This is a genomic window from Amycolatopsis sp. CFH S0740 (assembly GCF_004522315.1).
Classification (GTDB): Bacteria; Actinomycetota; Actinomycetes; order Mycobacteriales; family Pseudonocardiaceae; genus Amycolatopsis; species Amycolatopsis nivea.
The window spans coordinates 26300-49552 of sequence record NZ_SDLS01000029.1 but is presented as its reverse complement, the minus strand read 5'-3'; the positions used below and the strand labels follow the sequence as shown (position 1 = coordinate 49552).

25 protein-coding genes are annotated in these 23253 nt (G+C 69.4%); 12 read left to right on the top strand and 13 right to left on the bottom strand.

The genetic code is table 11. From position 1 onward, the window contains the following. Window positions 1–30 precede the first annotated feature (30 nt). From tsf to EIZ45_RS35730, 4 genes are all read left to right on the top strand, one after another. Window positions 31–846: a translation elongation factor Ts gene (gene tsf / locus EIZ45_RS35745; protein ID WP_037810315.1), complete on the top strand. Its 816-nt coding sequence runs from the start codon at window positions 31–33 to the stop codon at window positions 844–846. A 96-nt stretch (window positions 847–942) separates the two neighbouring features. Then, window positions 943–1689, top strand: a complete 747-nt coding sequence (gene pyrH, locus EIZ45_RS35740; protein ID WP_037810316.1) for a UMP kinase — start codon at window positions 943–945, stop codon at window positions 1687–1689. Between the two features lie 49 nt (window positions 1690–1738). Further along, window positions 1739–2296 carry a ribosome recycling factor gene (gene frr, locus EIZ45_RS35735; protein WP_037810317.1) on the top strand — a complete coding sequence of 186 codons (558 nt, stop codon included), beginning with the start codon at window positions 1739–1741 and terminating at the stop codon, window positions 2294–2296. Between the two features lie 302 nt (window positions 2297–2598). Further along, window positions 2599–3504, top strand: a complete 906-nt coding sequence (locus EIZ45_RS35730; RefSeq protein ID WP_238608407.1) for a phosphatidate cytidylyltransferase — start codon at window positions 2599–2601, stop codon at window positions 3502–3504. Window positions 3505–3532: 28 nt separating this feature from the next. On the opposite strand, the gene EIZ45_RS35725 is transcribed toward EIZ45_RS35730, so the two are convergent. Continuing rightward, window positions 3533–4375: a VOC family protein gene (locus tag EIZ45_RS35725; RefSeq protein ID WP_037810319.1), complete on the bottom strand. Its 843-nt coding sequence runs from the start codon at window positions 4373–4375 to the stop codon at window positions 3533–3535. Window positions 4376–4485: 110 nt separating this feature from the next. Here EIZ45_RS35725 and EIZ45_RS35720 point away from each other — a divergent pair, with 110 nt between their 5' ends. After that, window positions 4486–5310: a class I SAM-dependent methyltransferase gene (locus EIZ45_RS35720; RefSeq protein ID WP_167756656.1), complete on the top strand. Its 825-nt coding sequence runs from the start codon at window positions 4486–4488 to the stop codon at window positions 5308–5310. On the opposite strand, the gene EIZ45_RS35715 is transcribed toward EIZ45_RS35720, so the two are convergent. Further along, complete coding sequence (locus EIZ45_RS35715; protein ID WP_205670231.1) at window positions 5244–5915, bottom strand: PadR family transcriptional regulator; 672 nt, start codon at window positions 5913–5915, stop codon at window positions 5244–5246. The genes EIZ45_RS35720 and EIZ45_RS35715 overlap by 67 nt on opposite strands. A 171-nt stretch (window positions 5916–6086) precedes the next feature. Here EIZ45_RS35715 and EIZ45_RS35710 point away from each other — a divergent pair, with 171 nt between their 5' ends. Further along, window positions 6087–7739, top strand: coding sequence for a glutamate--tRNA ligase (locus EIZ45_RS35710; RefSeq protein ID WP_037810321.1), 1653 nt, complete (start codon window positions 6087–6089; stop codon window positions 7737–7739). Between the two features lie 43 nt (window positions 7740–7782). Here EIZ45_RS35710 and EIZ45_RS35705 read toward each other — a convergent pair whose 3' ends face one another. After that, window positions 7783–8427: a response regulator transcription factor gene (locus tag EIZ45_RS35705; protein WP_134668066.1), complete on the bottom strand. Its 645-nt coding sequence runs from the start codon at window positions 8425–8427 to the stop codon at window positions 7783–7785. Beyond that, a complete protein-coding gene (locus EIZ45_RS35700; protein ID WP_134668067.1) occupies window positions 8412–9656 on the bottom strand; it encodes a sensor histidine kinase in 1245 nt (414 codons plus the stop codon). Before EIZ45_RS35700 ends, EIZ45_RS35705 begins: the two co-directional genes overlap by 16 nt. Window positions 9657–9838: 182 nt before the next feature. Between EIZ45_RS35700 and EIZ45_RS35695 the strand changes: the two genes are divergently transcribed. Beyond that, entirely contained in the window at window positions 9839–10255 is a 417-nt protein-coding gene (locus tag EIZ45_RS35695) for a hypothetical protein (protein ID WP_134668068.1), read from the top strand. On the opposite strand, the gene EIZ45_RS35690 is transcribed toward EIZ45_RS35695, so the two are convergent. Together EIZ45_RS35690 and EIZ45_RS35680 are read right to left on the bottom strand one after the other, a co-directional pair. Then, the gene (locus EIZ45_RS35690) at window positions 10221–12581 is read right to left on the bottom strand and encodes a penicillin acylase family protein (RefSeq protein ID WP_205670232.1); all 2361 of its coding nucleotides are present in this window, start codon (window positions 12579–12581) and stop codon (window positions 10221–10223) included. The two genes, EIZ45_RS35695 and EIZ45_RS35690, sit on opposite strands and share 35 nt — an antisense overlap. Before the next feature lie 293 nt (window positions 12582–12874). Next, window positions 12875–14131 (bottom strand): aspartate aminotransferase family protein, encoded by a 1257-nt coding sequence (locus EIZ45_RS35680; RefSeq protein ID WP_134668070.1) that lies wholly within the window; start codon window positions 14129–14131, stop codon window positions 12875–12877. Window positions 14132–14218: 87 nt separating this feature from the next. Between EIZ45_RS35680 and EIZ45_RS35675 the strand changes: the two genes are divergently transcribed. Further along, entirely contained in the window at window positions 14219–15121 is a 903-nt protein-coding gene (locus EIZ45_RS35675; protein ID WP_043827756.1) for a LysR family transcriptional regulator, read from the top strand. On the opposite strand, the gene EIZ45_RS35670 is transcribed toward EIZ45_RS35675, so the two are convergent. Then, window positions 15118–16071 (bottom strand): nitronate monooxygenase family protein, encoded by a 954-nt coding sequence (locus EIZ45_RS35670; RefSeq protein WP_043827755.1) that lies wholly within the window; start codon window positions 16069–16071, stop codon window positions 15118–15120. The genes EIZ45_RS35675 and EIZ45_RS35670 overlap by 4 nt on opposite strands. A 47-nt stretch (window positions 16072–16118) precedes the next feature. Here EIZ45_RS35670 and EIZ45_RS35665 point away from each other — a divergent pair, with 47 nt between their 5' ends. Then, window positions 16119–16457, top strand: coding sequence for a helix-turn-helix domain-containing protein (locus tag EIZ45_RS35665; RefSeq protein WP_037810336.1), 339 nt, complete (start codon window positions 16119–16121; stop codon window positions 16455–16457). A gap of 34 nt (window positions 16458–16491) precedes the next feature. On the opposite strand, the gene EIZ45_RS35660 is transcribed toward EIZ45_RS35665, so the two are convergent. Together EIZ45_RS35660 and EIZ45_RS35655 are read right to left on the bottom strand one after the other, a co-directional pair. Then, window positions 16492–17259 (bottom strand): LPXTG cell wall anchor domain-containing protein, encoded by a 768-nt coding sequence (locus tag EIZ45_RS35660; RefSeq protein WP_134668071.1) that lies wholly within the window; start codon window positions 17257–17259, stop codon window positions 16492–16494. A 3-nt stretch (window positions 17260–17262) separates the two neighbouring features. Further along, the gene (locus EIZ45_RS35655) at window positions 17263–17838 is read right to left on the bottom strand and encodes a papain-like cysteine protease family protein (RefSeq protein ID WP_134668072.1); all 576 of its coding nucleotides are present in this window, start codon (window positions 17836–17838) and stop codon (window positions 17263–17265) included. 389 nt (window positions 17839–18227) lie between these two features. Here EIZ45_RS35655 and rlmN point away from each other — a divergent pair, with 389 nt between their 5' ends. Further along, window positions 18228–19334, top strand: coding sequence for a 23S rRNA (adenine(2503)-C(2))-methyltransferase RlmN (gene rlmN, locus EIZ45_RS35650; RefSeq protein ID WP_134668073.1), 1107 nt, complete (start codon window positions 18228–18230; stop codon window positions 19332–19334). Window positions 19335–19362: 28 nt separating this feature from the next. Continuing rightward, entirely contained in the window at window positions 19363–19641 is a 279-nt protein-coding gene (locus EIZ45_RS35645; protein ID WP_078870335.1) for a hypothetical protein, read from the top strand. A 959-nt stretch (window positions 19642–20600) separates the two neighbouring features. Here the strand turns inward: EIZ45_RS35645 and EIZ45_RS47065 are convergent. The 3 genes from EIZ45_RS47065 to EIZ45_RS35635 form a co-directional block, all read right to left on the bottom strand. Further along, the gene (locus tag EIZ45_RS47065) at window positions 20601–21059 is read right to left on the bottom strand and encodes a hypothetical protein (protein ID WP_240690876.1); all 459 of its coding nucleotides are present in this window, start codon (window positions 21057–21059) and stop codon (window positions 20601–20603) included. A gap of 106 nt (window positions 21060–21165) precedes the next feature. Next, window positions 21166–21609 carry a hypothetical protein gene (locus tag EIZ45_RS47060; protein ID WP_240690877.1) on the bottom strand — a complete coding sequence of 148 codons (444 nt, stop codon included), beginning with the start codon at window positions 21607–21609 and terminating at the stop codon, window positions 21166–21168. A 156-nt stretch (window positions 21610–21765) separates the two neighbouring features. After that, window positions 21766–21921: a TetR/AcrR family transcriptional regulator C-terminal domain-containing protein gene (locus tag EIZ45_RS35635; protein WP_255443687.1), complete on the bottom strand. Its 156-nt coding sequence runs from the start codon at window positions 21919–21921 to the stop codon at window positions 21766–21768. Between the two features lie 292 nt (window positions 21922–22213). Here EIZ45_RS35635 and EIZ45_RS35625 point away from each other — a divergent pair, with 292 nt between their 5' ends. After that, window positions 22214–22438 carry a hypothetical protein gene (locus EIZ45_RS35625; RefSeq protein ID WP_134668074.1) on the top strand — a complete coding sequence of 75 codons (225 nt, stop codon included), beginning with the start codon at window positions 22214–22216 and terminating at the stop codon, window positions 22436–22438. Window positions 22439–22602: 164 nt separating this feature from the next. Here the strand turns inward: EIZ45_RS35625 and EIZ45_RS35620 are convergent, their stop codons facing one another. After that, complete coding sequence (locus EIZ45_RS35620; RefSeq protein ID WP_134668075.1) at window positions 22603–23208, bottom strand: TIGR03086 family metal-binding protein; 606 nt, start codon at window positions 23206–23208, stop codon at window positions 22603–22605. Between the last annotated feature and the right edge of the window lie 45 nt (window positions 23209–23253).

Sequence of the window (23253 nt, the reverse complement as noted above, 5' to 3'; positions counted from 1 at the left end):
CACGTACCTGAAACGGACGGATTCAACACGATGGCGAACTACACCGCCGCTGACGTGAAGCGCCTGCGCGAGATGACCGGCGCGGGCATGATGGACTGCAAGAAGGCCCTCGAGGAGAACGACGGCGACTTCGAGAAGGCTGTCGAGTTCCTGCGCATCAAGGGCGCCAAGGACGTCGGCAAGCGCGCCGAGCGCGCCACCGCCGAGGGCCTGGTCGCCGGCGACGGCGGCGTCATGATCGAGCTCGACTCCGAGACCGACTTCGTCGCCAAGAACGACGACTTCCAGCAGCTCGCGGCGAAGATCGTCGAGACCGCGAAGGCGCTGAAGTCCAGCGACGTCGAGGCTCTGAAGGCCGCCGACCTGGACGGCAAGCCGGTCAACGAGGTCGTGCAGGAGCTGTCGGCCCGCATCGGCGAGAAGCTCGAACTGCGCCGCGTGGTGTCGTTCGAGGGCAAGACCGCGACCTACCTGCACCGCCGCGGCTCCGACCTCCCGCCCGCCGTCGGCGTGCTGGTCGAGTTCACCGGTGACGACGTGGACGCCGCCCGCGGCGCCGCCATGCAGGTCGCCGCGCTGCGCGCGAAGTACCTGACCCGCGAGGAGGTGCCGGCCGAGATCATCGAGAACGAGCGCCGCATCGCCGAGCAGACCGCCCGCGAGGAAGGCAAGCCCGAGCAGGCGCTGCCGAAGATCATCGAGGGCAAGGTCAACGCGTACTACAAGGACAACGTGCTGCTCGAGCAGCCGTCGGTCAAGGACAACAAGAAGACCGTCAAGGCCCTGCTCGACGAGGCGGGCGTGACCCTGACCCGGTTCGCCCGGTTCGAGGTCGGCCAGGCCTGAGCGAGGCACTGGGACTAGGTTCTGGCACTGTGCCCCGTCTCCGCGCATCGGGGACGGGGCACAGTCGGGTCTACCGAGGGGCAGGAGGCGACAGACATGGGTGAGGACCGGGTCGAGGGCGGGTACCGCCGGGTGCTGCTGAAACTGGGCGGCGAGATGTTCGGCGGCGGCGCGGTGGGCGTCGACCCCGACGTCGTGCACTCCGTCGCCCAGCAGATCGCCGACGTCGCGCGCACCGGGGTGCAGATCGCGGTGGTGATCGGCGGCGGCAACTATTTCCGCGGCGCGGAGCTGTCGCAGCGCGGCATGGACCGCGACCGCGCCGACTACATGGCGATGCTCGGCACCGTGATGAACTGCCTCGCGCTGCAGGACTTCCTCGAAAAGGAAGGCCTCCCGACCCGCGTGCAGACCGCGATCACGATGGGCCAGGTCGCCGAGCCCTACATCCCGCGCCGCGCGGAACGGCACCTCGAGAAGGGCCGCGTCGTCATCTTCGGCGCCGGCGTCGGCATGCCGTACTTCTCCACCGACACCGCCGCCGCGCAGCGCGCGCTCGAACTCGGCTGCGAAGCCGTGCTGATGGCCAAGGCCGTGGACGGCGTCTACACCGCGGATCCGAAGACCGACCCCGACGCGAAGATGTTCACCGACATCACTCACCGCGAGGTGCTCGAGCGCGGTCTCAAGGTCGCCGACGCCACCGCGTTCAGCCTCTGCATGGACAACAAGATGCCGATCATCGTGTTCAACCTGCTCACCGAGGGCAACATCGCCCGCGCGGTGGGCGGTGAGAGGATCGGCACGCTGGTCTCGACCCCCGCCGACGAGGCGTCCGCCTAGACCTGCTGGGATCAAGCTCAGGTCCGACAACACAACACCGGGAGTAGCCGTGATCGACGAGACCCTCCTCGACGCCGAGGAGAAGATGGAAAAAGCGGTGTCCGTCGCGAAGGAAGACCTCACGTCGGTGCGCACCGGGCGGGCCCACCCGTCGATGTTCTCCCGCATCGTCGTCGAGTACTACGGTGCGCCGACCCCGCTGAACCAGCTGGCCAGCGTCAACGTGCCGGAGGCCCGGATGGCGTTGATCAAGCCTTACGACCAGACGCAGCTGAACGCCATCGAGAAGGCGATCCGCGAGTCCGACCTCGGCGTCAACCCGAGCAACGACGGCAACGTCATCCGCATCGTCATCCCGCAGCTCACCGAGGAGCGGCGCAAGGAGATGGTGAAGGTCGCGAAGGGCAAGGGCGAGGACGCCCGCGTCTCGATCCGCAGCGTCCGCCGCAAAGCCAAGGAAGAACTCGACCGCATCGCCAAGGACGGCGAAGCGGGCGAGGACGAGGTCGCGCGCGCCGAGAAGGAACTGCAGAACCTCACCGACACCTACGTGCACCAGGTCGACGAGCTGGTGAAACACAAGGAAGCCGAGCTGCTCGAGGTCTGATGAGCCAGGTGAGCGAGGAACGCGACGAGCGGGTGAGCGACACCCCGCCACTGGGCCCGGCCGCCGAGCCGGACCCGGTTTCGCGGCTGGAACCGGCTTCGGAAACCCCTGCTGGGCAGCGGAAATCGGATTCCGCGACGAATGCGCGCGCGGAATCCGGTGCTGCGGCGGGGAATCCCGGGGAATCCGGGGACGAGTCGGCGAAGGGTGCGAAGGGCGTTCCCGCGGGCGGACTGGCGAAGGGCGCGAAGGCTGCGTCCAAGGGCGGATCAGCGAAAGGTGCGGCCGAAGGCGAATCCGTCATGCCCGGGGGCAAACCCGAGCGCGGCACGAAGACTGGGCCGGTGAACGGCGGGAAAGCCAGCGACGAAGCGAAAGCCGAACCGGAGAAGAAAGCCTCCCGGGCCGGGCGCAATCTTCCCGCGGCGATCGGCGTCGGGCTGCTGCTCGGGGCCGCGATCATCGTTTCCCTGCTCACCGTCCGGTTCATTTTCATCGGGGTCATCGCCGCCGCGATCGCGGTCGGCACGTTCGAGTTCTCCGGCGTGCTGCGCCGGGTCGCGGACACCAAGGTCGCGCTGATCCCGGTGCTCGTCGGCGGGCAGGCGATGATCTGGCTGGCCTGGCCGTTCGGCCGGGAAGGCGCGCTCACCGCGTTCGTGCTCACCGTGCTCGCGTGCCTGCTGTGGCGGTTGCCCGGCGGCGCGAAGGGCTACGTGCGCGACGTCAGCGCTTCCGTTTTCGCCGCCGCGTACCTGCCGTTGTTCGGCGCGTTCGCGGCCATGCTCGTGCCGCCGCACGACGGGGTCGGGCGCGTGCTCACGTTCCTGATCGGCGTCGTCGCCTCCGACACCGGCGGCTACATCGCCGGCGTGCTCGGCGGCAAGCACCCGATGGCGCCCACGATCAGCCCGAAGAAGTCCTGGGAGGGCTTCGCCGGTTCGATGATCGCGGGCATCGTCGCGGGCGTGCTCACGATCAGCCTGATGCTGGACGGCCACGCGTGGCAGGGCGTCATCTTCGGCGCGGCCATCGTGCTCACCGCGACGCTCGGCGACCTCGTCGAATCGCTCATCAAACGCGACCTCGGCATCAAGGACATGGGCACGCTGCTGCCCGGCCACGGCGGCATCATGGACCGCCTCGACTCGCTGCTGCCCTCGGCCGTCGTGTCGTGGCTGCTGCTGTCGGCCTTCGTCCCGGCCTGAGCCCCCGTCTGAATCCCCGTCTGAATCCTCAGTCGTCGTACGGGTCGTCGACCTCGGCGCGGCCCACGTCTTCCAGCACCCGCGAGTGGTCGATCACCGCGAACACCGCGCCGTCCGGATCGGCGAGGATCGCGGTGCGGCCGAACGGGGTGTCGTACGGCTCGATCACCACCGAACCGCCCAGCATCAGCGCCTCGCCCGCCGCCGCGTCCGCGCCGCGCGCGGGGTCGACCTCGAAGTACACGAGCCAGTGCGGGGGAGTGTCCCGGCGGTACTCGGGACCCATCACGTAGCGGTACAGCACCGCCGTGTGCTCAATGGAATATTCCGCGTAGTCGACGCTTTCGCCGTCGCCGACCTGACGGCTCGAGTAGTTGAACAGCTTGGTGTAGAAGTGGTCCGCGGCCACGCCGTCGTGCGTGTTGAGGTCCGCGCCGCTGAACGTGTTGGGCACGCCGCCCGCGAACTGCCAGTCCGGCGGGGCTTCCCAGAACACCACCGGCGCGCCGCACGCGTCGATCGCGTGCACGATGCTGCCGCGCTCGGGGATCGCGATCGGCCCGAGCGTCACCTGCCCGCCGAGGTGCTCGACCCATTCGGCGGCGCTCGCCGTGTGCGGCACCGCGAGCTGCATCGTCCAGCCGGGTGCGCTGCGGGCGCCGGCTTCGTACAGGCCGCCGGCGGGAACCCCGTCGCACAGGGCGATGGAGTACCGGCCGGTCGGCGACGCGGGATCGCGCCGGGTTTCGTATTCCCAGCCGAAAAGCCGGGAGTAGAAGTCCTGGGTCCGGGCTTCGTCGCGGCACGCCACCTCGACCCAGCAGGGCAGGCCTGCCGGGAGCGTGCGGGCGAGTTGCCAGTCGGTCGACATCGCGTTCTCCTCCCCGAGAGGGTGAAGTCTATTCGGCGGAGCGGCGTTCTACGCTCTGAGCGGGAAAGCTGCCGCGCCCGTCGGAGCCCCTGGAGGCGGAGAGGAGTGCCGTGCGCTGGTTGTTCCGCGGCCCGGCGGCGTCGAAGGAAGTCGTTCCCAGCCCGAACATCTGGTACTACCAGGACGTTTACGACGTCGAGAACCGGGCGCAGGACGCGGACGGCGAGATCTGGCGAGTACTGCGCGAAGAGCACGACTGGACCGGCCTCGACGTGCTCGATCTCGGCTGCGGTGACGGATACCACTTGCCGCTTTTCGCCGCGGACGCGCGTTCGGTGCTCGGAATCGAACCGCACCCGCCGCTCGCGCGGGACGCGGAGCGACGGGTGCGGGATCTGGAGAACGTGCGGGTCCGCGTGGGACGAGCGCAGCGGCTGCCGGCGGACGACGCCAGCGTGGACATCGTGCACGCGCGCACCGCGTATTTCTTCGGCCCTGGATGCGAACCCGGTTTGCGCGAAGCGGAACGGGTGCTGCGGCCCGGAGGATCGATCATGATCGTCGACCTCGACGTGACCAGCGAGCCCTATGGCGGATGGATGCGGGCGGATTTGCCGCACTACGACCCGCCTGCGGTGGAACGGTTCTTCGCCGCGCACGGCTTCAACTGTCGGCGCGTACGCACGCGTTGGCGCTTCGCGGACTTCGCCGCGGCGGAATCAGTGTTGAAGATCGAGTTCAGCGCGAAGGTCGCGCAGCGGGCGATCGCTGACACGCGCCGCCTGAACCCGGGATCGGGCGAGGTGACGCTGCCGGTGGGTTATCGCGTGCACTGCCGCGTCAAACCCACCGGCCTCGTCCTGCCCGGTCACTCGGCTGCCTCTCCGGACTCGGCCGAGTCCTCCGATTCCTCGACCTCGCCGAGGATCGAGTAGATCGACCGGCGTGCCTCGTTGAGCACGTCCACCGCGCGGGCCTGCTGGTTCTCGCTGCCGGCGCGCATCACCTGCACGACCGCCGCGGCGAGCGTCGCGCCCGCCTTGCGCAGGTCGTGCTCGACCGGTTCGACGTCGTCGGTGAAGTGCTCCCACGGCGGCGTGCCGGTCTGCTGTTCGGCGGCGGTGCGGCCCTCGTCGGTGAGCTCGAAGAGCTTCTTGCCGCTCTCGTCGCGGCTCACGACCAGGCCCTCGTCGGCCAGCATCTGCAGGGTCGGGTAGATCGAGCCGGGGCTGGGCTTCCAGAGCCCGCCGCTGCGCTCGCCGATCTCGCGGATGATCTCGTACCCGTGCCGCGGCTGTTCCGCGAGCAGGGTGAGGATCGCCGCCCGCACGTCGCCGCGCCGGCCGCGCCGGGAGCCGCGGCGTGCGCCCGGACCGTGGCCGCGTCGTCCCGGCAGGTCTCCGCGCCCGAAGCCGAACTCGCCGAATTCCCGGCCCCAGGGGCCGAACGAGGACCGGCCGTGCTGTTCGTGTTCTCCGTGTTCGTGATGTCCGCCGGGGAACGCGCGTCCGCCGGGGAAGGGGTGTCGTCGTCGGTTCATGGTCTTGAGTTCCTTTCTCGAACTGTTGCGACACGTTCACGATATATCGGAAACGGTCGGTTCGCAACCGTGGCGACAACCCGGGGACCTGGCCGACCGGGGAGGACGGCGGTCGGCGATACTCGAAGCACTAGCGAAAACACCCGAACGACCTGGGAGACCCGACCTCCGATGCTGGACCGTGCGGTCATCGACGCCCTGTTCCCCGCGGATCTGCCCGAGCCTGAGCACTGGGAACAGCGCTATCCGGCCCGGCAGCTGCCCGACGGCGCGAAGGTGACCCGGTTCGGCCCGTCGCCGACCGGCTTCGTGCACATCGGCGGCATCTACGTCGCGACGATCGACCAGGACGTCGCGCGCCGTTCCGAAGGCCGCTACCTGGTGCGCGTCGAGGACACCGACCAGTCGCGCGAGGTCGAGGGGGCGCTGGAGCAGTTCGAACGCGGCTTCGCGTACTTCGGGCTGCAGGCGGACGAGGACGCGGTGCGCGGCGGCGAGTACGGGCCGTACCGGCAGTCCGAGCGCGAGCAGATCTACCTCACCTACGTACGGCACCTTCTGCGCGAAGGCCGCGCGTACATCGACTTCGCGACGAAGGACGAGCTGGCGTCGATCACCGCGCGGCAGCAGGCCACGAAGCTCCCGACGGGCTACTACGGCTCGTGGGCGATCTGGCGCGACGCCGACCCGGCCGACGTGCAGGCGAAGCTCGACGCGGGCGAGCCGTGGGTGGTCCGCTTCCGCGCGCCGGACGACACCGGGCAGCGCGTGCGCTTCACCGACGCGATCCGCGGCACTATCGAGGCCGAGGCCAACCGCAACGACGTGGTGATCCTCAAGAGCTCCGACCAGAGCCCGCGGCTGCCGACCTACCACTTCGCGCACGCCGTCGACGACCACCTGATGCGGGTGAACCTAGTGATCCGCGGCGACGAGTGGATCTCGTCGGTGCCGACGCACCAGCAGCTCTTCGAAGCGCTCGGCTTCGAGCCGATCCAGTACGCGCACATCGCGCCGCTGATGAAGCAGGAGGGCGGCAGCAAGCGGAAGCTGTCCAAGCGCAAGGACCCGGAAGCCTCCGTCGACTTCTACCTCGAAGCCGGCTACCCGGTCCCGGCGGTGCTGTACTACCTGCGCGGCCTGGCGAACGGACGGCTCGCCGAGATGCCGCTCGCCGAAGCGCTCGACGCGCCGATCAACCTCGACGAGTGCGGCGTCGCCGGTCCGCTCGTGGACCTGGTGAAGCTGGACGACCTCGCCGCCGACTACGTCGCGACGCTGTCCGGCGAGGAGATCCTCGCGTCGGTGCTGGAGTGGGCTGAACGGTTCGACCCGGAGCTCAAGGCGGTCCTGGAGTCCTCCCGCGAGCTGGCGCTGCGTGCGCTGGCGGTGGAGCGCGAGGGCGTCGAGAACCCGCGCAAGGACCTGAAGAAGTGGAGCGAGTTCCGCGCCGTCTACGGGTTCTTCTTCCCGCAGCTGCACCAGGCGGCGACCGGTCCGGACGACGAGCGGATCGCGGCGCTGGGCGTTCCGGCGGACGTCGTCCGCGCGGTGGCGTCGGACTTCGTGTCCGCGTACCAGCAGCTCGACGACGGGCAGGAGTGGTTCCAGCAGATCCGCGAGGTCGCGGCGAAGCACGGGTTCGCCAAGAACGCCAAGGAATACAAGAAGGACCCGGACGCGTACCCGGGTTCGATCCGCGAGGCCTCGCAGATCATCCGGATCGCGATCACCGGGTCGACCCGCAGCCCGGACCTGCACTCGATCACGCAGGCGCTGGGCGCGGAGGAAACGTTGCGCCGCTTCGACAATCTGGTGAGCTGACCAGCTCGTGAGCGCTGAGGCCGGTTCTGGCCGGCCTCAGCGCTCACGAGTTGAGGTAGGTCAGCACCGCCAGGACGCGCCGGTTGCCGGTGTCGTCGTCGGTGATGCCGAGTTTGCCGAACAACGACGTCGTGTACTTGCTGATCGCGCTTTCGCTCAGGAACAGCCGCCGGGCGATCTCCGCGTTCGACAGGCCTTCCGCCATCAGCTCCAGCACCGAACGCTCGCGTTCGGTCAGCGAGCCGAGGCGCTGGTCCGGCGATCCGCTGGTGAGCAGTTTCGAGATCACCGCCGGGTCCATCGCCGTGCCGCCGGCCGCGACGCGTTCGAGCGCGTCGATGAACTGTTCGGCCTCGAAAACGCTGTCCTTCAACAGATATCCGACGCCGCTGGCTCCGTCGACCAGCAGTTCGCGGGCGTAGAGCTGTTCGACGTGCTGCGACAGGATCAGCACCGGCAGCCCGGGCGTCTCGCGGCGCGCGGCGAGGACCGCACGGAGGCCTTCGTCGGTTTGCGTCGGCGGCATCCGGACGTCGACCACGGCGACGTCCGGCCGGTGTTCGCGCAGCACGGCGACGGTTTCCGGGCCGGTCGTCGCGGTCGCCACCACCTCGTGGCCGTAGGCCTGGAGGAGCCGGACCAAACCGTCCCGCAGCAGGTAGAGGTCTTCGGCTACGACGATGCGCATGGCACCATCATCCACGCTCGGGTCGGCCCGCCCGCCGGGCTGGTGATCTCCACTGTGCCGTCGAAGACCGCGAGGCGGCGGCGCAGTCCGGCAAGCCCGCCGTCCGGGTGGATCCCGGCCCCGCCGAGACCGTCGTCCTCGACCGAGGCGCATAGCCGATTCCCTTCCTGCAACAGGGAAACTTGGACGTGCGACGCGTGCGCGTGCTTGACCGTGTTGGCGAGCAATTCGGCGATTCCGAAGTACAGCGCGGATTCGATCGGCGGATCGAGCGGCTGCGGCAGATCGGCTTCGACTGTCACGTCGAGCGGCAGGTCCATCGCCATCGCGCGGACCGCGTCGGCGAGCCCGCGTTCGTTCAGCACCGGCGGGCTGATGCCGCGGACCAGCTCGCGCAATTCGGTGAGCGACGTGGCGGCGCCGGCCCGGGCGTCGCGCAGCAATTCCTTGGCCTGCTCGGGATCGGTCTCCATCAGCTTCTCCGCCGTCGCCAGCGCGAGGCCGAGCGCGACCAGCCGGGCTTGCGCGCCGTCGTGCAGATCCCGTTCGATGCGCCGGATTTCCGCGGCTTGCGCGATGGTCGTGTCGGCGCGCAAAGCGGTCAGGGTGTCGACCCGGTCGGCCAGTTCCATCGTGGCGGACGCGCCTAGGAACCGCGTGGCCACCGGGATGACGCTGCGCCAGGCGTACGGCGCGGTCGCGATCGTGATCAGCAGACCGGCGAGATATCCCTCCGGCAGGTTCACCAGCGTCAGTACCGCCGCGACGACCCCGAGCAGCGGCACGAGCGCGACCAGGCCGAACGAGACCGGCGCGAGCAGCGCGAACCGCAGGTCCCGCCAGGTCGCCGGGTCGTAGCGCCAGTTCTTCAACCGCTGCTCGCGCCGGGCCTCTTCCTGGGTGCGCGAGTAGGAGTGGCCGTTCCACCAGTATCCGGTCGACAGCTGGGTGATCGGCGGGAGCTTCCGGTATCCGGGCGGGAGCACGATGCCGGTCCAGTTCGCGACCATGACCCGCGTCATCCGGCACACCGGACGCGCCAGCGCCAGCGTCCCGATCGCCGCCCAGATGAACGGCGCGATCCACGACCACGGGCTGCCGCCCCACAGCTGCCACAGGCCGACCGCGGCCGCCCACACGACCGGGATCAGCAGCGCCACGCCCGCCGCCTGGGCGGCGCGGACGAATCCCACCCCGCAGTCCCGTATCCAGGACCGTAGCTGTCGCATCGTTTCTTCCCCCTGTCCATCCGGCTTCGCGGTCCACTGTGCACCACGAAACGCCGGATTCCCGCCGTCGCGGGACAGGAGTGGGTCCAGCCCCACCCCCTTGTGCGGCCAGACCCATACCGGGCCGGGCCGCGGCTTCCTAGCGTTGCTGGCACAACGGGAAACCACAAGGGAGAACAGCGATGCAGACCATCGAACGCCCGGCCGGCCAAGACCGGTTCGGCTTGGCGAAGAAGTTCGTCGTGGCTTACGGAGCGATGGGCGCGGCCGTCTTCGGCACGATCGTCGCGCTGGCCGTCGTCGACGGGAGCGCGACCGGCTTCATGTGGACGCGCTCCGCACTGGTGCCGGTCAGCGCCGCGATCATGTACTGGCTGGTCACGCTCGCGGCGAAGGGGTCGCGCCGGGCTTATGAGCGGGCTCGGTTCATCTCGATCATCGCTCCGGTCGCGCTCGTCGGCGTCGACCTGATCCCGGGTGCGTGCCCGGTCTGGTTCCTGCTGCTGCAGACCGCCTGCGCGGTCCTGCTGGCCGGCGCGGCGGTCCCGCTCGTCCGGATGCGGGCTAACTTCCCGAAGCGGACCTCGGAACCAGCCTGATCCGGGTGTCGAGGTTGCGTTCGACGGCCGAGCGGCTCGAGAGCAGGGGGAACGAGCCGCCGGACGCCCACAGGTCGTTCAGGTCGCGGTAGTGCGGGCTGCGCGGGTCGCCGGACTGGCCGGGCGCGTTGATCGCCCGCGACGCGTCCCAGTCGCCGACGTCGAGCGCCATTTTGAAGGTCGCGCCGTTGAGCTGCTGGTAGGTGAACGGGTGGAAGAACGACGGGTGGACGGTCTGGTAGTCGCCGCCGACCGAGTTAGGGCCGACGTTCGGGCCGCCCGCCGGGTGCACGAATTCCTGGTGCTGCAGCGCGCCCCAGCGCCACTTCGCCGGGTCGCTGCCGAGTTTTCCGGCGACGTCGCGGAAAGCGAGCTGGAGAGTGTCGAGGATCAGCTTGTCGCGTTTGGCCGCACCGCCCGGGCCGAACCACGCGTCCGGGTCGGCGAACGAAGCGAGCACCAGGCTGAAATCCGGATTGATCGTGCTGGCCAGGACATCCGCGGCGGCTTGCGGGAGCGTCGCGTGCGCCCAGCCGCCGTGGAGGTACTTCAGCAGCCAAGTTTCGTACAGCGGGGCCGGTGCGGAATCCACCGAGGCGACGCCGTCGAAACCGCGCAGCACTTCGAGCGCCTTCGCGGTGTCCGGATCCGTGGAGGAGAGGTTCCGCAGGAACGGCGCGAGCCGGGGTGCCAGCAAGGACTTTTCGTCGCGCTGGATGGCGAGCGAATCGGAGACGCGGGCGCGCGGCGTGGACTTGATCAGTTCGTCGATCCGCTCCTTGCGGTACGGCTGCTGCCATTCGTAGTTGGACACCACCGGGAAGCCCGGCGGGAGGTTGTAGTCGTTGGCGGAGGCGAAGAATCCGGCAGGCGGATTGTGCTGCCACGGGAGTTCGGAGTTGGGATGGAACCCGTTCCACTCGTAGCGGCCGTCGCCGGGAACGGGCAGCAGACCGTCGTAAGCGGTCCCGGTGCGGCGCGGGGTCAGCGCGCCGGGGACGTAGCCGATGTCGCCGTGGACGTCGGCGTAGACGAGGTTCGATCCGGGCGTGCCCCATTCGCGCATTCCGGCGGTGAATTCGGTGAAGTTGCGGGCCCGCTGGTAGTTCAGGCTGCCGAGATACGCCGCGCTGCCCGGTTCGGTCCAAACGGTGCGCACGGCGAATGCCCGGTTTGCCGCTTCGTCGACCTTCACGATCGGGCCGTGCCGGGTGAAGGACAGTTCGCGGGTCACCGGCTGTCCGCCGAGCACCGGGATGGTTTCGGTGAGCTTGGTGATCGGCTCCCAGCCGCCGCGGTAGCGGTACCGGCTGTGGTCGGCGGGATCGAGGTCGTAGACGTAGAGGTCGGTCTGGTCGACCGGCAGATTCGTCAGGCCGAACGCGACGGAATCGTTGTGCCCGATGGCGATGCCCGGGTTCCACGGCTCGCCCGCGCCGGTGAGGTTCAGGCCGGGCGCGGAAAGCTGGGCGACGTAACGGCCGGAGGGCAACGAGTCGGAGCGGCGGTGCGGGTCGCTGGCGAGGATCGGCCGTCCGGTGGCGGTGCGGCCGGGGCCGATCGCCCACGAGTTGCTGCCGCTGGTGGCGTCGGCGATGTCCCGGTCCGAGGCGACGCCCTTCGGGAACGTGACGCCGGCGGTCGCCTTGTTGTACACGGAAAGCACGTCGCCGGGGATCGAACAGGGGTCGAGGCCTTCGGGCACCGCGGCCTCGTGGTCGGGGTGCAGGCTGCGGAGGTATTTGCTCGCGCCCGGCCCGGCGTGGCACACCATTTGCGCGCGGGCGACCTCCCAGGTGAGGTTCTCGCCGATCGCGTGCGAGCGGATGCGGACGATGTCCTCGGGCTGCCAGCGCGACGGCTGGTAGCCGAGCCTGGCGAACTCCGGCGGGGCGGCCTCGGGGTGCTTGGCGAGCCAGTCGAGGTAGGAGTTGATCCCCGCGGCGAACCGGGTGGCGGCGAGTTTGGCTTCGGGGCCGTAGGAGGCCCATTCCTTCTGCATGTCGCCGCGGTACAGGAAAAGCCGGGCGGCGCGGTCTTGGTCCACATAGGACTCGCCGAGGACCTCGCTGAGCAAACCGAGCCCCCGGCGGCGCCAGGTGTCGAGCTGGAAGAGCCGGTCGCGGGCGACGGTGAATCCCTGTGCGTAGAACAGGTCCGAGGTGTTCGCGGCGTAGATGTGCGGGACGCCCCACTTGTCGACGAGCAGGTCGACCGGGCGGGAAAGACCGTCCAGCGCGACGGTGTGCCCGCTGCTCGCCGACGCGGCCGGGGCGGTGCCGAGCAGCGTCAGAACGAGTATCAGGACGGTAGCTTTGGACCGCATTTCCCCACCCCCGGCAGCAGCGTTTACCCCGCGCACGCTAATCGCGGCGAGCGCGGGGACCCACCCCTGAACCGGGACGAGTAGGGGGAACCGGACGCCGGGGGCCGTGCTGTGCCCGAACTCAGCCACGGGAGCGGTACCGCGCCCAAGACCGTCGGCCAGCTGGTGCCAGGGCAGCGGCTACGGGGTCGTCCTCGCGGTGACGATCCGCGAGTTGGTGACCGTCGCCGTGGACACCTGCGACCTCGCCAAGAAGGTGGCGACCGCCGTCGCGGGCCGCGTTCCGCGCTGAGCTACGAGACGTCCCCGATTGCTTCGTCCAGAATGGACAGTCCGAGGTCGATCTCGCTGTCGGCGGCGGTCAGCGGCGGCGCGATCCGGAACACCCCGCCCATGCCGGGCAGCTGCACGATGTTCATGTGCAGCCCGAGTTCGAGGCAGCGCTGCGTCACGCGCGCGCCGAGTTTGTCCGCGTCCGGGCCGCCGCCGCTCAGTTCCAGTCCGGCGAGGAGGCCTCGGCCGCGGATCTCGCCGACTGCTTCGTGCCGCGTCGCGATTTCGTCCAGTCCGGTGCGCAGCCGGGTGCCGAGGTCGCGGGCGCGTTCGTCGAGACGGTCGCGGATCAGGACGTCCAGCACCGTGTTCCCGACCGCGGCCGGAAGCGGGTCCGAGACGTGCGTGGTGAAGAACAGGTACCCGCGTTCGTGGGCTTCCTGCTCGATTTCCGCGCTCGTCAGCACCGCGGCCAGCGGCAGTCCGGCGCCGAGCGTCTTGGACATCGTGAGGATGTCCGGGACCACGCCGTCGTGCTCGAAGGCGTACCAGGTTCCGGTGCGGCACAACCCGGTCTGTGCTTCGTCGAGGATCAGCAGCATGCCGCGTTCCCGGCATTTCCGTTGCAGGGCCTGGAAATAACCCGGCGGGGGAACGAGGATCCCGCCGGAGCTGAGGATCGGCTCCACCAGGCACGCGGCGAGGCTGCCGACGGACTGCGCGTCGATCAGGTCGAACGCGAGGTCCAGCTGGTGCTCCCAGTCCGCACCGGGCACGGGGATGGCGAAGTTGCCCGGCGCGCCGGGACCGTAGCCCTTGCGGCCCGCGCTGTAGGTGGCGCTCGCCGCGGCCTGCGTCATCCCGTGCCAGGACCGGGCGAACGAGACGATCTCGTGCTTGCCGGTCACCAGTTTGGCCATCCGCAGCGCGGCCTCGTTGGACTCGGCGCCGGTGGTGAGCAGCAGCGCCTTCTCCAGCGGGTCCGGCAGCGTTTCGGCGAGCCGCCGGGCGAGCTCGACCACGGGACGGCTCAGCATCCCGCTGAACAGGTGGTCGAGCTTCGCGGCCTGCTTCCGGACGGTCTCGACGATCTCCGGATGCGCGTGCCCGAGGATCGCGCTCATCTGCCCGGACGTGAAGTCGAGGATCCGCCGGCCGTCCTCGGTGAAGACGAAACTGCCCTCGGCGCGGTCGATGATTTCGCCGGTGAACGAGCCGGGGCCGGCGTAGCGGACGAGGTGCCGGTCGACGTCGGACCAGAAGGTGTCGGTGGCCATGGCTTCGACGGTAGGGCCGGACCGAGCGCCGCGTCCATCTCACAGTTTCCGCTTGCCTGTGCGATGGCGTCGAACAACGATGGGGGCATGTTGAACCCGTGGCGGCTGCGGCTGCTGAGCCGGCTCGCCGTGCTGGGCACCGTTCGCGCGGTCGCGCAGGACGTGAATCTCAGCGCCTCCACGGTGTCGCATCAGCTCGCGCTGCTGGAGACCGAAACCCGCACCCGGCTGCTGGAACGCACCGGCCGCCGCGTCCGGCTGACGCCCGCCGGGGAGAAACTGGCCCGGCAGGCGCGGGCGATCCTCGACCATCTCGACGCGGTCGAGGCCGAACTGCGCGGCGACGAACCGGCCGGGCTGGTGCGGATCGGCGCGTTCCAGAGCGCGATCCACACCTTCGCGGTGCCCGCCGCGACCCGTCTCGCACAGGCTTATCCGCGGCTGGAAACCGAACTGGCGGAACGGGAACCGCACGAAAGCGTCCCGGCGCTGCGGGCGGGCGACAGCGACGTCATCATCACCACCACCGATTTCGTCGACCTGCCGCTCGGTCCCGACCTCGAGATCATCCGGCTGGCGACCGATCCGATCGTGCTGGTCACCGCGCTCGACCGGCCGGAACCGCCCGGGCCGGCGGTGCTCGCGGACTACGCGGGCGAACCGTGGGCGCTCGACATTCCCCAGTCCTACATGGCGAATCTGACGCTGCGGCTCTGCCGCGAATCGGGATTCGAGCCGCGCGCGGTGTGTCGGTTCAGCAACTACCTGATGACGTTGCAGCACGTCGAAGCCGGGCTGTCGATCGCGTTGCTGCCTGGGCTGGCGGTGGATCCGCGGTACCGGGTCGCGACGAAAGCGCTGTCGACGCCGGTGACGCGCACGATCGTCGCGGTCACCCGGCGCGGATCGCCGCGACGGGCGGCGGTGAACGCGGTGCTTGACGCGCTGCAGCAACCGGTCGAGCTTCCGGCGGCGGTGGAACAGGTTTAGCCGACGAGGTCCGCCATGATTTGCGCGACTGGCGCGACGTTTCGGACCAGTCCCGCGGCTTGTCCGGCGTAGTGCGCCAAGGCTTCGAGGTCTCCGGTCATGCCTGGCACGGGAATCATGTCGTCGTAGCGCTGCCACGGGTTTCCGGACGCATCCGATGCTACGACGTCGCCTTCGCCGGGGCGGTCCGCGCGCGGTTGGCCTGCCGCTTCCCATTGCGTGAGCGTCGAATTGCGCAAGACGCGGTGCGGCGCGTCGGGCCATCCGCCGTCGAAGCAGCGGGTGTGGACGGCGTCCTCGAGCTCCGCGACGAGCACGGCTTCGCGGTAGGAATCGTGGGTCGCCGCTTCGGTCGCGGTCAGGAATCGGGTGCCTAGCCAGCCGCCTTGCGCGCCCAGGGCGAGCGCTGCGGCGAGCCCGCGTCGGTCGGCGATTCCGCCTGCGGCGAGCACGGGAATCGGACCGACCGCGTCCACGACGGCGGGCACCAGCACGAGGGTCGACGCTTGGCCGCGGACGTGTCCTCCCGCTTCCCAGCCTTGCGCGACCACGACGTCGACGCCTGCTTCCGCCGCCTGTCGTGCTTCGGCGACCGAGCCCACGGTGTGGATCAGCCGCGTGTCCTTCGCGCGGGCGGCGACCTTGGCGGGGTCGCCCCAGAACGTCGAGATGATCGGGACATCTTCGGCGAGGCAGGCGTCGAGGACGTCGTCGATCGGGAAGTCGAGCACGAGGTTGACCGCGAACGGACGGTCGGTGCGGCGGCGCACCTCGCGGATCCGGCGGACCGCCTCGTCCGGGTCGGTCCAGGTGAGCGCGAGCGTCCCCAGGCCGCCCGCGTTCGAGACCGCCGCGGCGAGCGTCGGGGTCGAGGCGGAGCCGATCGGGGCCTGCGCGATCGGCACGTCGATGCCGAGCGCGGCGCAGACCTGCTTCGGAAATCGAATCATGGCGGCCGATGTTAGTGTTTCGGAAATCGAAGCACAAGGAGATTCGGATGGCGACGCCGAAGCCGGGACAGCCGGTCCGGGGCTCCACGACCGGCCGTCCGCTGATGGCCGCGCTCGACCTCTTCGGGCGGCGGTGGTGCCTGCGGATCGTGTGGGAGTTGCAGGTCGGCACGCTCGGGTTTCGCGCGTTGCAGCAACGGTGCGACGGGATGTCTTCGAGCGTGCTGCGGCAACGCCTGGTCGAACTCGGCGAGGCAGGTTTGGTGCACCAGACCGGCGAATCGCATTACGCGTTGACGACGCTGGGCCGCGAGGCGTTCGACGCGCTGCGGCCGCTCGTGTCGTGGGCGGATCGGTGGGCCGCGTCGCTCGACGGCGGCGAGTGATCGGCGGCAGGGGGGGACCCCTGCCGCCGACGGATCACTTGCTGTGCTGGGAACGGCGGCGCAGGAGGAACGCGCCGCCCGCGGCTGCCGCGGCCGCCCCGCCGACGGCGAGCGCGGTGGCCGGGCTTCCGTCCCCGCCGGTGTTCGGGGCGGTGACGGCGTAACCGCCGCCCGCGCCGGTCTTGTCGTAGGTCGAGCCGGGCAGCTTGTCGCCGTAGCGTTTCTGCAGTTCGGACCGGTAGGCCGCCAAGGTGACGCGGGTGCCTGCCGGGACGCCGGAGACCGCGCCGTCGAGGACGGTCACAGTGTCGCCGTTGACCGAGTACCAGGCGTTGACCTGCGGTTCGTGCAGTAGATAGCCGCCGTGCGCGGCCGCTGCGTGGACCTGTTCGTCGTTGCCGGAAGCGACGTTGATGACCTGCCATCCGGCCTTGCTCGGCTGCGCCCACACGGTCGCCGCGCGCCCGTCGGCGAGGTGGGCCGGAGACGCGACGTACGCGAGGGCGGCCGGAACGTCGGATTCGCCGTTGATGAACGCCGCGGTCGGTTCGTAGACCGGGATCTGGGTGTTGGCGTCAGCCGCGGCCCGAGTGGCGTGCGCGGCTGCCGGGGCCGCGCCGGGGAACTTGGTGTGCGCGAGGCGGGCGGCGGTGTCCGGGCTGGCGAGCAGACCGGAGATCGCCGCGGTGTCCGAGGAGGACGGTCCGGTCGGCGACTGCGCGGCGGACGCCGGGTTCGCGGCGAACACGGCGGCAGCGATGGCTCCCGATGCGACAGCGGTGCGGAGGATGGTTCGCAGCATGAGTCAGCCCACCATTCCGTAGACGGTGTGGGTCCAGGCGAATTGGTTGTTGGAGACGTAGGAGCTGTAGTTCATCGAGTTGTAGCGGTTGTTCGACGGCCACGGGTCGCCGTATTCGACGATGCTGCGTCCGTTGGAGTCGTCGTAGCCGTAGAGGACGTGCATGTGGCCGCCACCGGAGGTCCAGCCGATCCGCGTGCCGATGGGCTGCCCGGCGTCGATCTGGTTCTTGATGCCGGAGAAGGAGAGCCGGTAGCCGTTGGAATTGTAGGAGCCGACGCTGCGGAACCCGAGGTAGCGGAAAACTCTTTGCTGGTCGCTGAGATAGCCCTGGTTGTTCGCGCAGTCGCTGCCGGACTCGTTGTGCGCGATCTGGCAGAACCGGGTCTGGGTCAGGGAATAGCCCCAGTACGCGGCGATGGTGTTGCCGCTGGCGTCCCAGCACCACTGGTCTTTCTGCTGGGCCTGCATCGAGATGTTCGTTTCGCCCGCGTCCGCGGCGGCGGGAACGGCGAGCGCGGCGGTCGCGGCGGTCGCGACCGCCGCTATCGCGCGCAGAATCGAAGAACGCACTTTCACGGGATCCTCCAACGGGGAAGCCCGGCCGGTCCGGGGAATTCCGGACCGGTGGGGAAGGGGAGATGCGCCGCGAACGGTACGCGCGCGAAGTTTGCGGCGACTACCGACTAACGGGGGTATTCCGTTGCCGAAGTGCCGCGGCGGATATTTCTACGCCGGTCGATTATTTGTGCGCCCGGCGTCGACTATAAGGGAATTCATCCCGGAAAGCATTCGGCAATCCGACTTTCGTAGGGTGTTTTTCCGTTGAATCCCGCCCGTCCTTCGTCGGCCGCCGTTCCGGCGACCCGGCGACCGGATCGCGCCGAGGCCGCCCGCTGATCCGGTTCGCCCGCCGCCCGCGAGGGGGCGGCGCGCCGGGTTCGCGCGTATGAGACACTTGATCGGTCATGATTGCCCTCCCTCTTGTTTTCGACGCGCCCAAGCGCGGCCTGCCGCCGCGCCATCTCGCCGACCTCACGGTGGCCGAGCGAGCGGAGGCGGTCGTCGAACTGGGGGAGAAGGCGTTCCGCGCCAAGCAGTTGTCGAACCACTACTTTTCGCGGCTCACCGTCGACCCGGCGGAGATGACCGACATCCCGGCCGCCTCGCGCGAGAAGCTCGTCGCGGACCTGATGCCGCCGCTGCTCACCGAGGTCCGCGCACTGGCCGCGGACGGCGGCGCGACCCGCAAGACCCTGTGGCGCGCGCATGACGGGACGCTGCTGGAAAGCGTGCTCATGCGCTACCCGGACCGCGCCACGCTGTGCATCTCCAGCCAGGCCGGCTGCGGCATGGCGTGCCCGTTCTGCGCGACCGGCCAGGGCGGTCTCGACCGCAACCTCTCGACCGCGGAAATCGTGGACCAGGTCCGCGACGCCGCCGCGGTCATGCGAGACGGCTCGATGCCCGGCGGCCCGGGGCGGCTGTCGAACATCGTCTTCATGGGCATGGGCGAGCCGCTGGCGAACTACAAGCGTGTGGTGGCTGCGGTGCGCCGGATCACTGATCCCGCGCCGGGCGGTCTGGGTATTGGCCAGCGTTCGGTGACGGTGTCGACGGTGGGTCTCGCTCCGGCGATTCGGAAGCTGGCGGACGAGCGGATGCAGGTGCGGCTGGCGGTGTCGCTGCACACGCCGGATGACGAGCTGCGGGACACGCTGGTGCCGGTGAACAATCGCTGGTCGATCGACGAAGTGCTTTCGGCCGCCCGGTATTACGCGGACACGTCGGGTCGGCGGGTGTCGATCGAGTACGCGTTGATCCGGGATATCAATGACCAGCCGTGGCGGGCGGAGCTGCTGGCGAAGCGGCTGCGGAAGCATTTGGGCCAGTTGGTGCATGTCAATGTAATTCCGTTGAACCCGACGCCGGGTTCGAAGTGGGATGCGTCGCCGAAGCCGGTGGAGCGCGAGTTCGTGCGGCTGGTGAACGCGGGCGGCGTGGCGTGCACGGTGCGGGACACCCGGGGCCAGGACATCGCGGCGGCCTGCGGGCAGCTTGCCGCCGAAGGTTGAGCGAACAGTTCAGAGTGGAGTAGTTGTCTTGTTGTGTGCGCCGAGCCTGCTCGATCCGGCGGCTGAGGAACTGAAGCTGGCTGACGTGAACGGCCCCCACACCGCGGTAGACGTGGCCCGGACGGCTCGTACCCTGCTGGGCGAGCGGTTCGACTCGGGCAGTTTCATGTACGTCCTGATGCGTGCCTTCGAGGTCGACTACCACGCGGCCCGCGAGGCGTCGCGGTGGCACGAATTCCATGGCGGAGCGGCGGCGCTGTCGGACGACGCGCTGGAGAAGCTGCTCGCTCCGTGGCTTGCCCGCTGATTCAAACACCGCACGACGGGCGACCGCGCCCCTGAACCGGCTATCGGTGTCTTAGTCGAAGTACTGCTCGATCCATGGGCCGAGCAGTTGTAGGCGTCGCCCTGCAAACGGGTAGCGAATTCGTCGATCGCGGCGTCTGAAGGCGTCCGGATCGCGACACGTACTTCAAGCTCTTCACCTCGTTTTGCAGCGGAAAGGCCGCGCAGGCGCTCACGACATTGCCGATGCGTGACTCCAGCGTCAAGTGGCCGATGTGCGTGGGCGACTTGCCGCATCCATGAAGCTTCGGCGGCGACTGTGAGCGTCTTCGGCACGTGGGGCGCAGTCGCGCCGCGCCAACGAATATCGCCTTCTTGCTCAGTTCGCGCTAGCCACGGATTCGTGCACCCGGTAGAGGCGGTCGCCGACCACTGCGTAGACGGTGACCGGTCCGGTGCCGGGTTGTGCGGTGGCTTGCCAGGCGTTTCCGTCGGGGATGCCGGGGGCCGGGGAGGGCAGGTTGGTGATGCCGCCGCCGGTGACGGTGCCGGTGGGGTTGGTGGTGAGGATGCAGTCGGGGTGCAGGTCGGTCCATCCGGTGATGAGGGCGCCGGGCTTCGGGGTGGTGATGGCGCCGTGGGCGGCGGGCAGGTCGGTGGCGGTGGCCGGGTTGATGGTGGTGCCGAGTTCGGGGCCGTGGCAGCCGAGGGTGAAGTGGGGGTTGAAGGGGTAGGCGCCGAGGGCTTTCGCGGCGGGGATGACTTGGCTTTGGATGTGGAGTTGGTCCAGGACGCCGGTGGTTTCGGTGCGCAGGGCGACGGGGGCCAGGGCGAGCGGGGCGTAGCCGCGGCGGGTGAGGTCTGCTTTGGCGCCGCCGAGGGCGTGGGTGGTCAGGGAGATGGCGCAGATCCCGATGACAACGGCGGTGAGCGGCCATTGTGTACGGACGAACGTCGCGAGCGCGAGGAGCGCAGAGGTAACTAGAGCACTGGCGATGGCGTAGCGGCTGATGAGGCCGATGTTCCCACCAGGGGCGAGTGCGCTGGTGCGGCCGAGGGCGACGAGAACGGCGAGGGCGGCGGCGTATCCGGCGATGCCGATCCATCCGGCGGCGCGCGGGTCGCTCTTGCTGAGATCGCGCAGGCGGCTAGGAGCGCGGAGGTGAGGGCTCCGGCGAGGACAGCGGTGACGGCGTGGTCGCCGGACCAGAGGCTGCCGAGCGCGGCGGCGGCGACGGAGAGGCGGCCGTCGGGGTCGAGTGCGGTGGTGGCCAGGGATTGGGCACCGGCGGGTTTGGTGAGCAGCCAGCCTGCGAGAACGACGACTCCGGCGGCGGCCATGGCGATGGTTTTGCCGCGGTGTTCCCGGCGGAGCAGGAAGATCGCGGCGACGATGAAGAACGCGGGGAGTCCGGCACCGAAGCTGAGGCTGGCGAGCACGGCAGCGGTCGCGGCGGTCCAGAGGCGGCCGCGGTGGGCTTGGGAGGCGGCGAGGACGGTGAAGAAGACCGCGGGGGATCCAGCTGATTCCGTTGGTGCCTTGCAGCTAGATCTCGGCCAGGTGCGAGGTGAACAGCAGCCACGACATCCCGGCGGCGAGCGCGGCTTTTCGGTGCGGGGACAGGGACGCGGGCAGCATCGAGTAGAGGCAGGCGCTGATCCCGGCGACGAGGGCGACGGTGAGGACGGTGAGGACGCGGTTGTCGCCGCCGAACCAGGCGGCGTCGGCGTAGAAGAGCAGCGAGGGGAGCACGAAGGGCTGGTCGAGGTGGTAGGTGAACACCTGGCCCAGCACGAGGTTTCCGCGGTCGTCGGTGATTTTCGCGAGGACGTGCCAGTAGTCGAGCAGGACGTGCGCGCGCGGGGCGTGCAGGGCGGTCCACAATGCCAGCGCGGCGGGGACGGCGGCGAAGGCCGCCAGGACGGCGATTCCGACGCGGGGTCTTCGGGCGGCGGGCAGCACGGCGGCGGGGGAAGCGAGCGCGGTCAAGACCTCTCCTAGTGATCTGGAGTCACCCGGTCGGCGGCCAGCCGGACGTGCCCGCTGCGTGCGGCGGATTTTTCGGTGTGACCTGCTGCTTTTACCGTGTCCGGGGCGGTCTGGACAAGAGTGTTGATGATCTCTGCCCCGGAGGTAACGCCGAGATCAGCTCACGGCGTACCGGGCGGCGATGGTGCGGACGGCCTCGTCGACTACCTGCGCGACGCGTTCGGCGCTCACTTCCCAGCCTGGCACCAAGAGGGTCGGCCAGAAGACGTAGTTCGAGATCATGCCCAGGAGCTGGGTGGCTGCGTCGGATATCGAGGCGACAGGGGAGGCGCTTGAAAGGGTGCTGCGCCGATACTGACTCGCGAAGCTTCGCGATGACGGCTGTGTGCAGGTGCGTTACATTCTGTTACGGCCATCGGGCTGTGGTGGGAGAAGCACGATCGGCTCGATATCCCGGTGCCAGTGACGTCGATCCGGCCTGGACGCTGGATCCTCAGCGGATCATCCGCGATCACGTGGTTTATTCGGGTGTCAACGCCCGGAAGACCAGCGGCGCTGACCTGCGTGCGTACCGAGCGGCACTGGGAGAAGAGGACGATGCATCGTGACTGAGCCTGTGAGCCGTGAACAGGTGCTGGCCGGGATTCAGGGAGAGATCGCCGAGCAGGAAGCCGCGGCGCGGCGAGAAGCCGATCCGGTCAAGCGCGAGCGCATGCTGCGGCACTCACGGTCCCGGCAGGACTACGTCGAGGAGGAAGCGGACGCGGTCGCTGACGACATCGCCGCGCGCTGTCTCTGCGAGTGTCCGCGGCGCTCGCGGCCGAACTGAAGGCTCGCGCCGCTCCGGTGCTCACCGTCGAACAAGTCGAGCAGATCGCCCGACGGGTGTACCGCGAATCCGTCTGAGTTCGGCGGATCTGAACGAAACCTCGGCGGACAAGCCGCAGACGGCCCGGCTCGGGTGAGTGAGCGGGTCGACGCGGTGGCAGCGGGTCAGTCCGCGTGCCAGCCAGGGTTCCGACCCATCAAGGCCAACAACCGCTCCTGCCGAGACACCGACCCGCTGACCACCCCCGGCGCGGCGAAGAATCGATGCGTCGTCTCAGCCGCGACGGGGGATTCCGCCAACCCGGCGTAAATCTCCCCAAGCCTGTCGCTGATCCAAGCGACCAGGTCAGCATCAAGCCCGTCATCCACCCCCAGCGCTCGGGCGAGATCCCAGGCGTGAATGGCCGAATCCGTAGCACGCACGGCCAGCGCCTGGCACCCAGTCACCTTCCCCAACGGGTAGTCGAGCACCTGATCCAGCGCGCCCGGACGGCCGAAGGCGTCGGCGACCAGTCGCACCGACCCGGCATAAGCCGCGAGCGGGTCGTCGCCGAGGGCGTCGGCGTCGCGCATGCGCAGGAAGTCCTCCCGGCTGCTCCCGGCCAGCAGATCGACGTAGTTGAGATTCCCTCGCACCATGTGGTTGACCAGCTGGCGCACGTTCCATTCCGCACAGGGCGTCGGCGCAGTCCACTGGTCGGGGCGGACGGACGGCAAGCGTTGGCCGAATTCGGTGCTGGCGGCGAGGAATCGGTCAAGAACGTCGATCATGCCCGCCAGTCTTTCGCCGCGAGGACCTCATGCGCTGGCGCAAAT

Coding starts and splice junctions, on each gene's coding strand:
- tsf (WP_037810315.1), top strand. CDS start 31: ATGGCGAACTACACCGCCGCTGACGTGAAGCGCCTGCGCGAGATGACC.
- pyrH (WP_037810316.1), top strand. CDS start 943: ATGGGTGAGGACCGGGTCGAGGGCGGGTACCGCCGGGTGCTGCTGAAA.
- EIZ45_RS35730 (WP_238608407.1), top strand. CDS start 2,599: ATGCCCGGGGGCAAACCCGAGCGCGGCACGAAGACTGGGCCGGTGAAC.
- EIZ45_RS35725 (WP_037810319.1), bottom strand. CDS start 4,375: ATGTCGACCGACTGGCAACTCGCCCGCACGCTCCCGGCAGGCCTGCCC.
- EIZ45_RS35715 (WP_205670231.1), bottom strand. CDS start 5,915: ATGAACCGACGACGACACCCCTTCCCCGGCGGACGCGCGTTCCCCGGC.
- EIZ45_RS35710 (WP_037810321.1), top strand. CDS start 6,087: ATGCTGGACCGTGCGGTCATCGACGCCCTGTTCCCCGCGGATCTGCCC.
- EIZ45_RS35705 (WP_134668066.1), bottom strand. CDS start 8,427: ATGCGCATCGTCGTAGCCGAAGACCTCTACCTGCTGCGGGACGGTTTG.
- EIZ45_RS35700 (WP_134668067.1), bottom strand. CDS start 9,656: ATGCGACAGCTACGGTCCTGGATACGGGACTGCGGGGTGGGATTCGTC.
- EIZ45_RS35695 (WP_134668068.1), top strand. CDS start 9,839: ATGCAGACCATCGAACGCCCGGCCGGCCAAGACCGGTTCGGCTTGGCG.
- EIZ45_RS35690 (WP_205670232.1), bottom strand. CDS start 12,581: ATGCGGTCCAAAGCTACCGTCCTGATACTCGTTCTGACGCTGCTCGGC.
- EIZ45_RS35680 (WP_134668070.1), bottom strand. CDS start 14,131: ATGGCCACCGACACCTTCTGGTCCGACGTCGACCGGCACCTCGTCCGC.
- EIZ45_RS35675 (WP_043827756.1), top strand. CDS start 14,219: ATGTTGAACCCGTGGCGGCTGCGGCTGCTGAGCCGGCTCGCCGTGCTG.
- EIZ45_RS35670 (WP_043827755.1), bottom strand. CDS start 16,071: ATGATTCGATTTCCGAAGCAGGTCTGCGCCGCGCTCGGCATCGACGTG.
- EIZ45_RS35665 (WP_037810336.1), top strand. CDS start 16,119: ATGGCGACGCCGAAGCCGGGACAGCCGGTCCGGGGCTCCACGACCGGC.
- EIZ45_RS35660 (WP_134668071.1), bottom strand. CDS start 17,259: ATGCTGCGAACCATCCTCCGCACCGCTGTCGCATCGGGAGCCATCGCT.
- rlmN (WP_134668073.1), top strand. CDS start 18,228: ATGATTGCCCTCCCTCTTGTTTTCGACGCGCCCAAGCGCGGCCTGCCG.
- EIZ45_RS35620 (WP_134668075.1), bottom strand. CDS start 23,208: ATGATCGACGTTCTTGACCGATTCCTCGCCGCCAGCACCGAATTCGGC.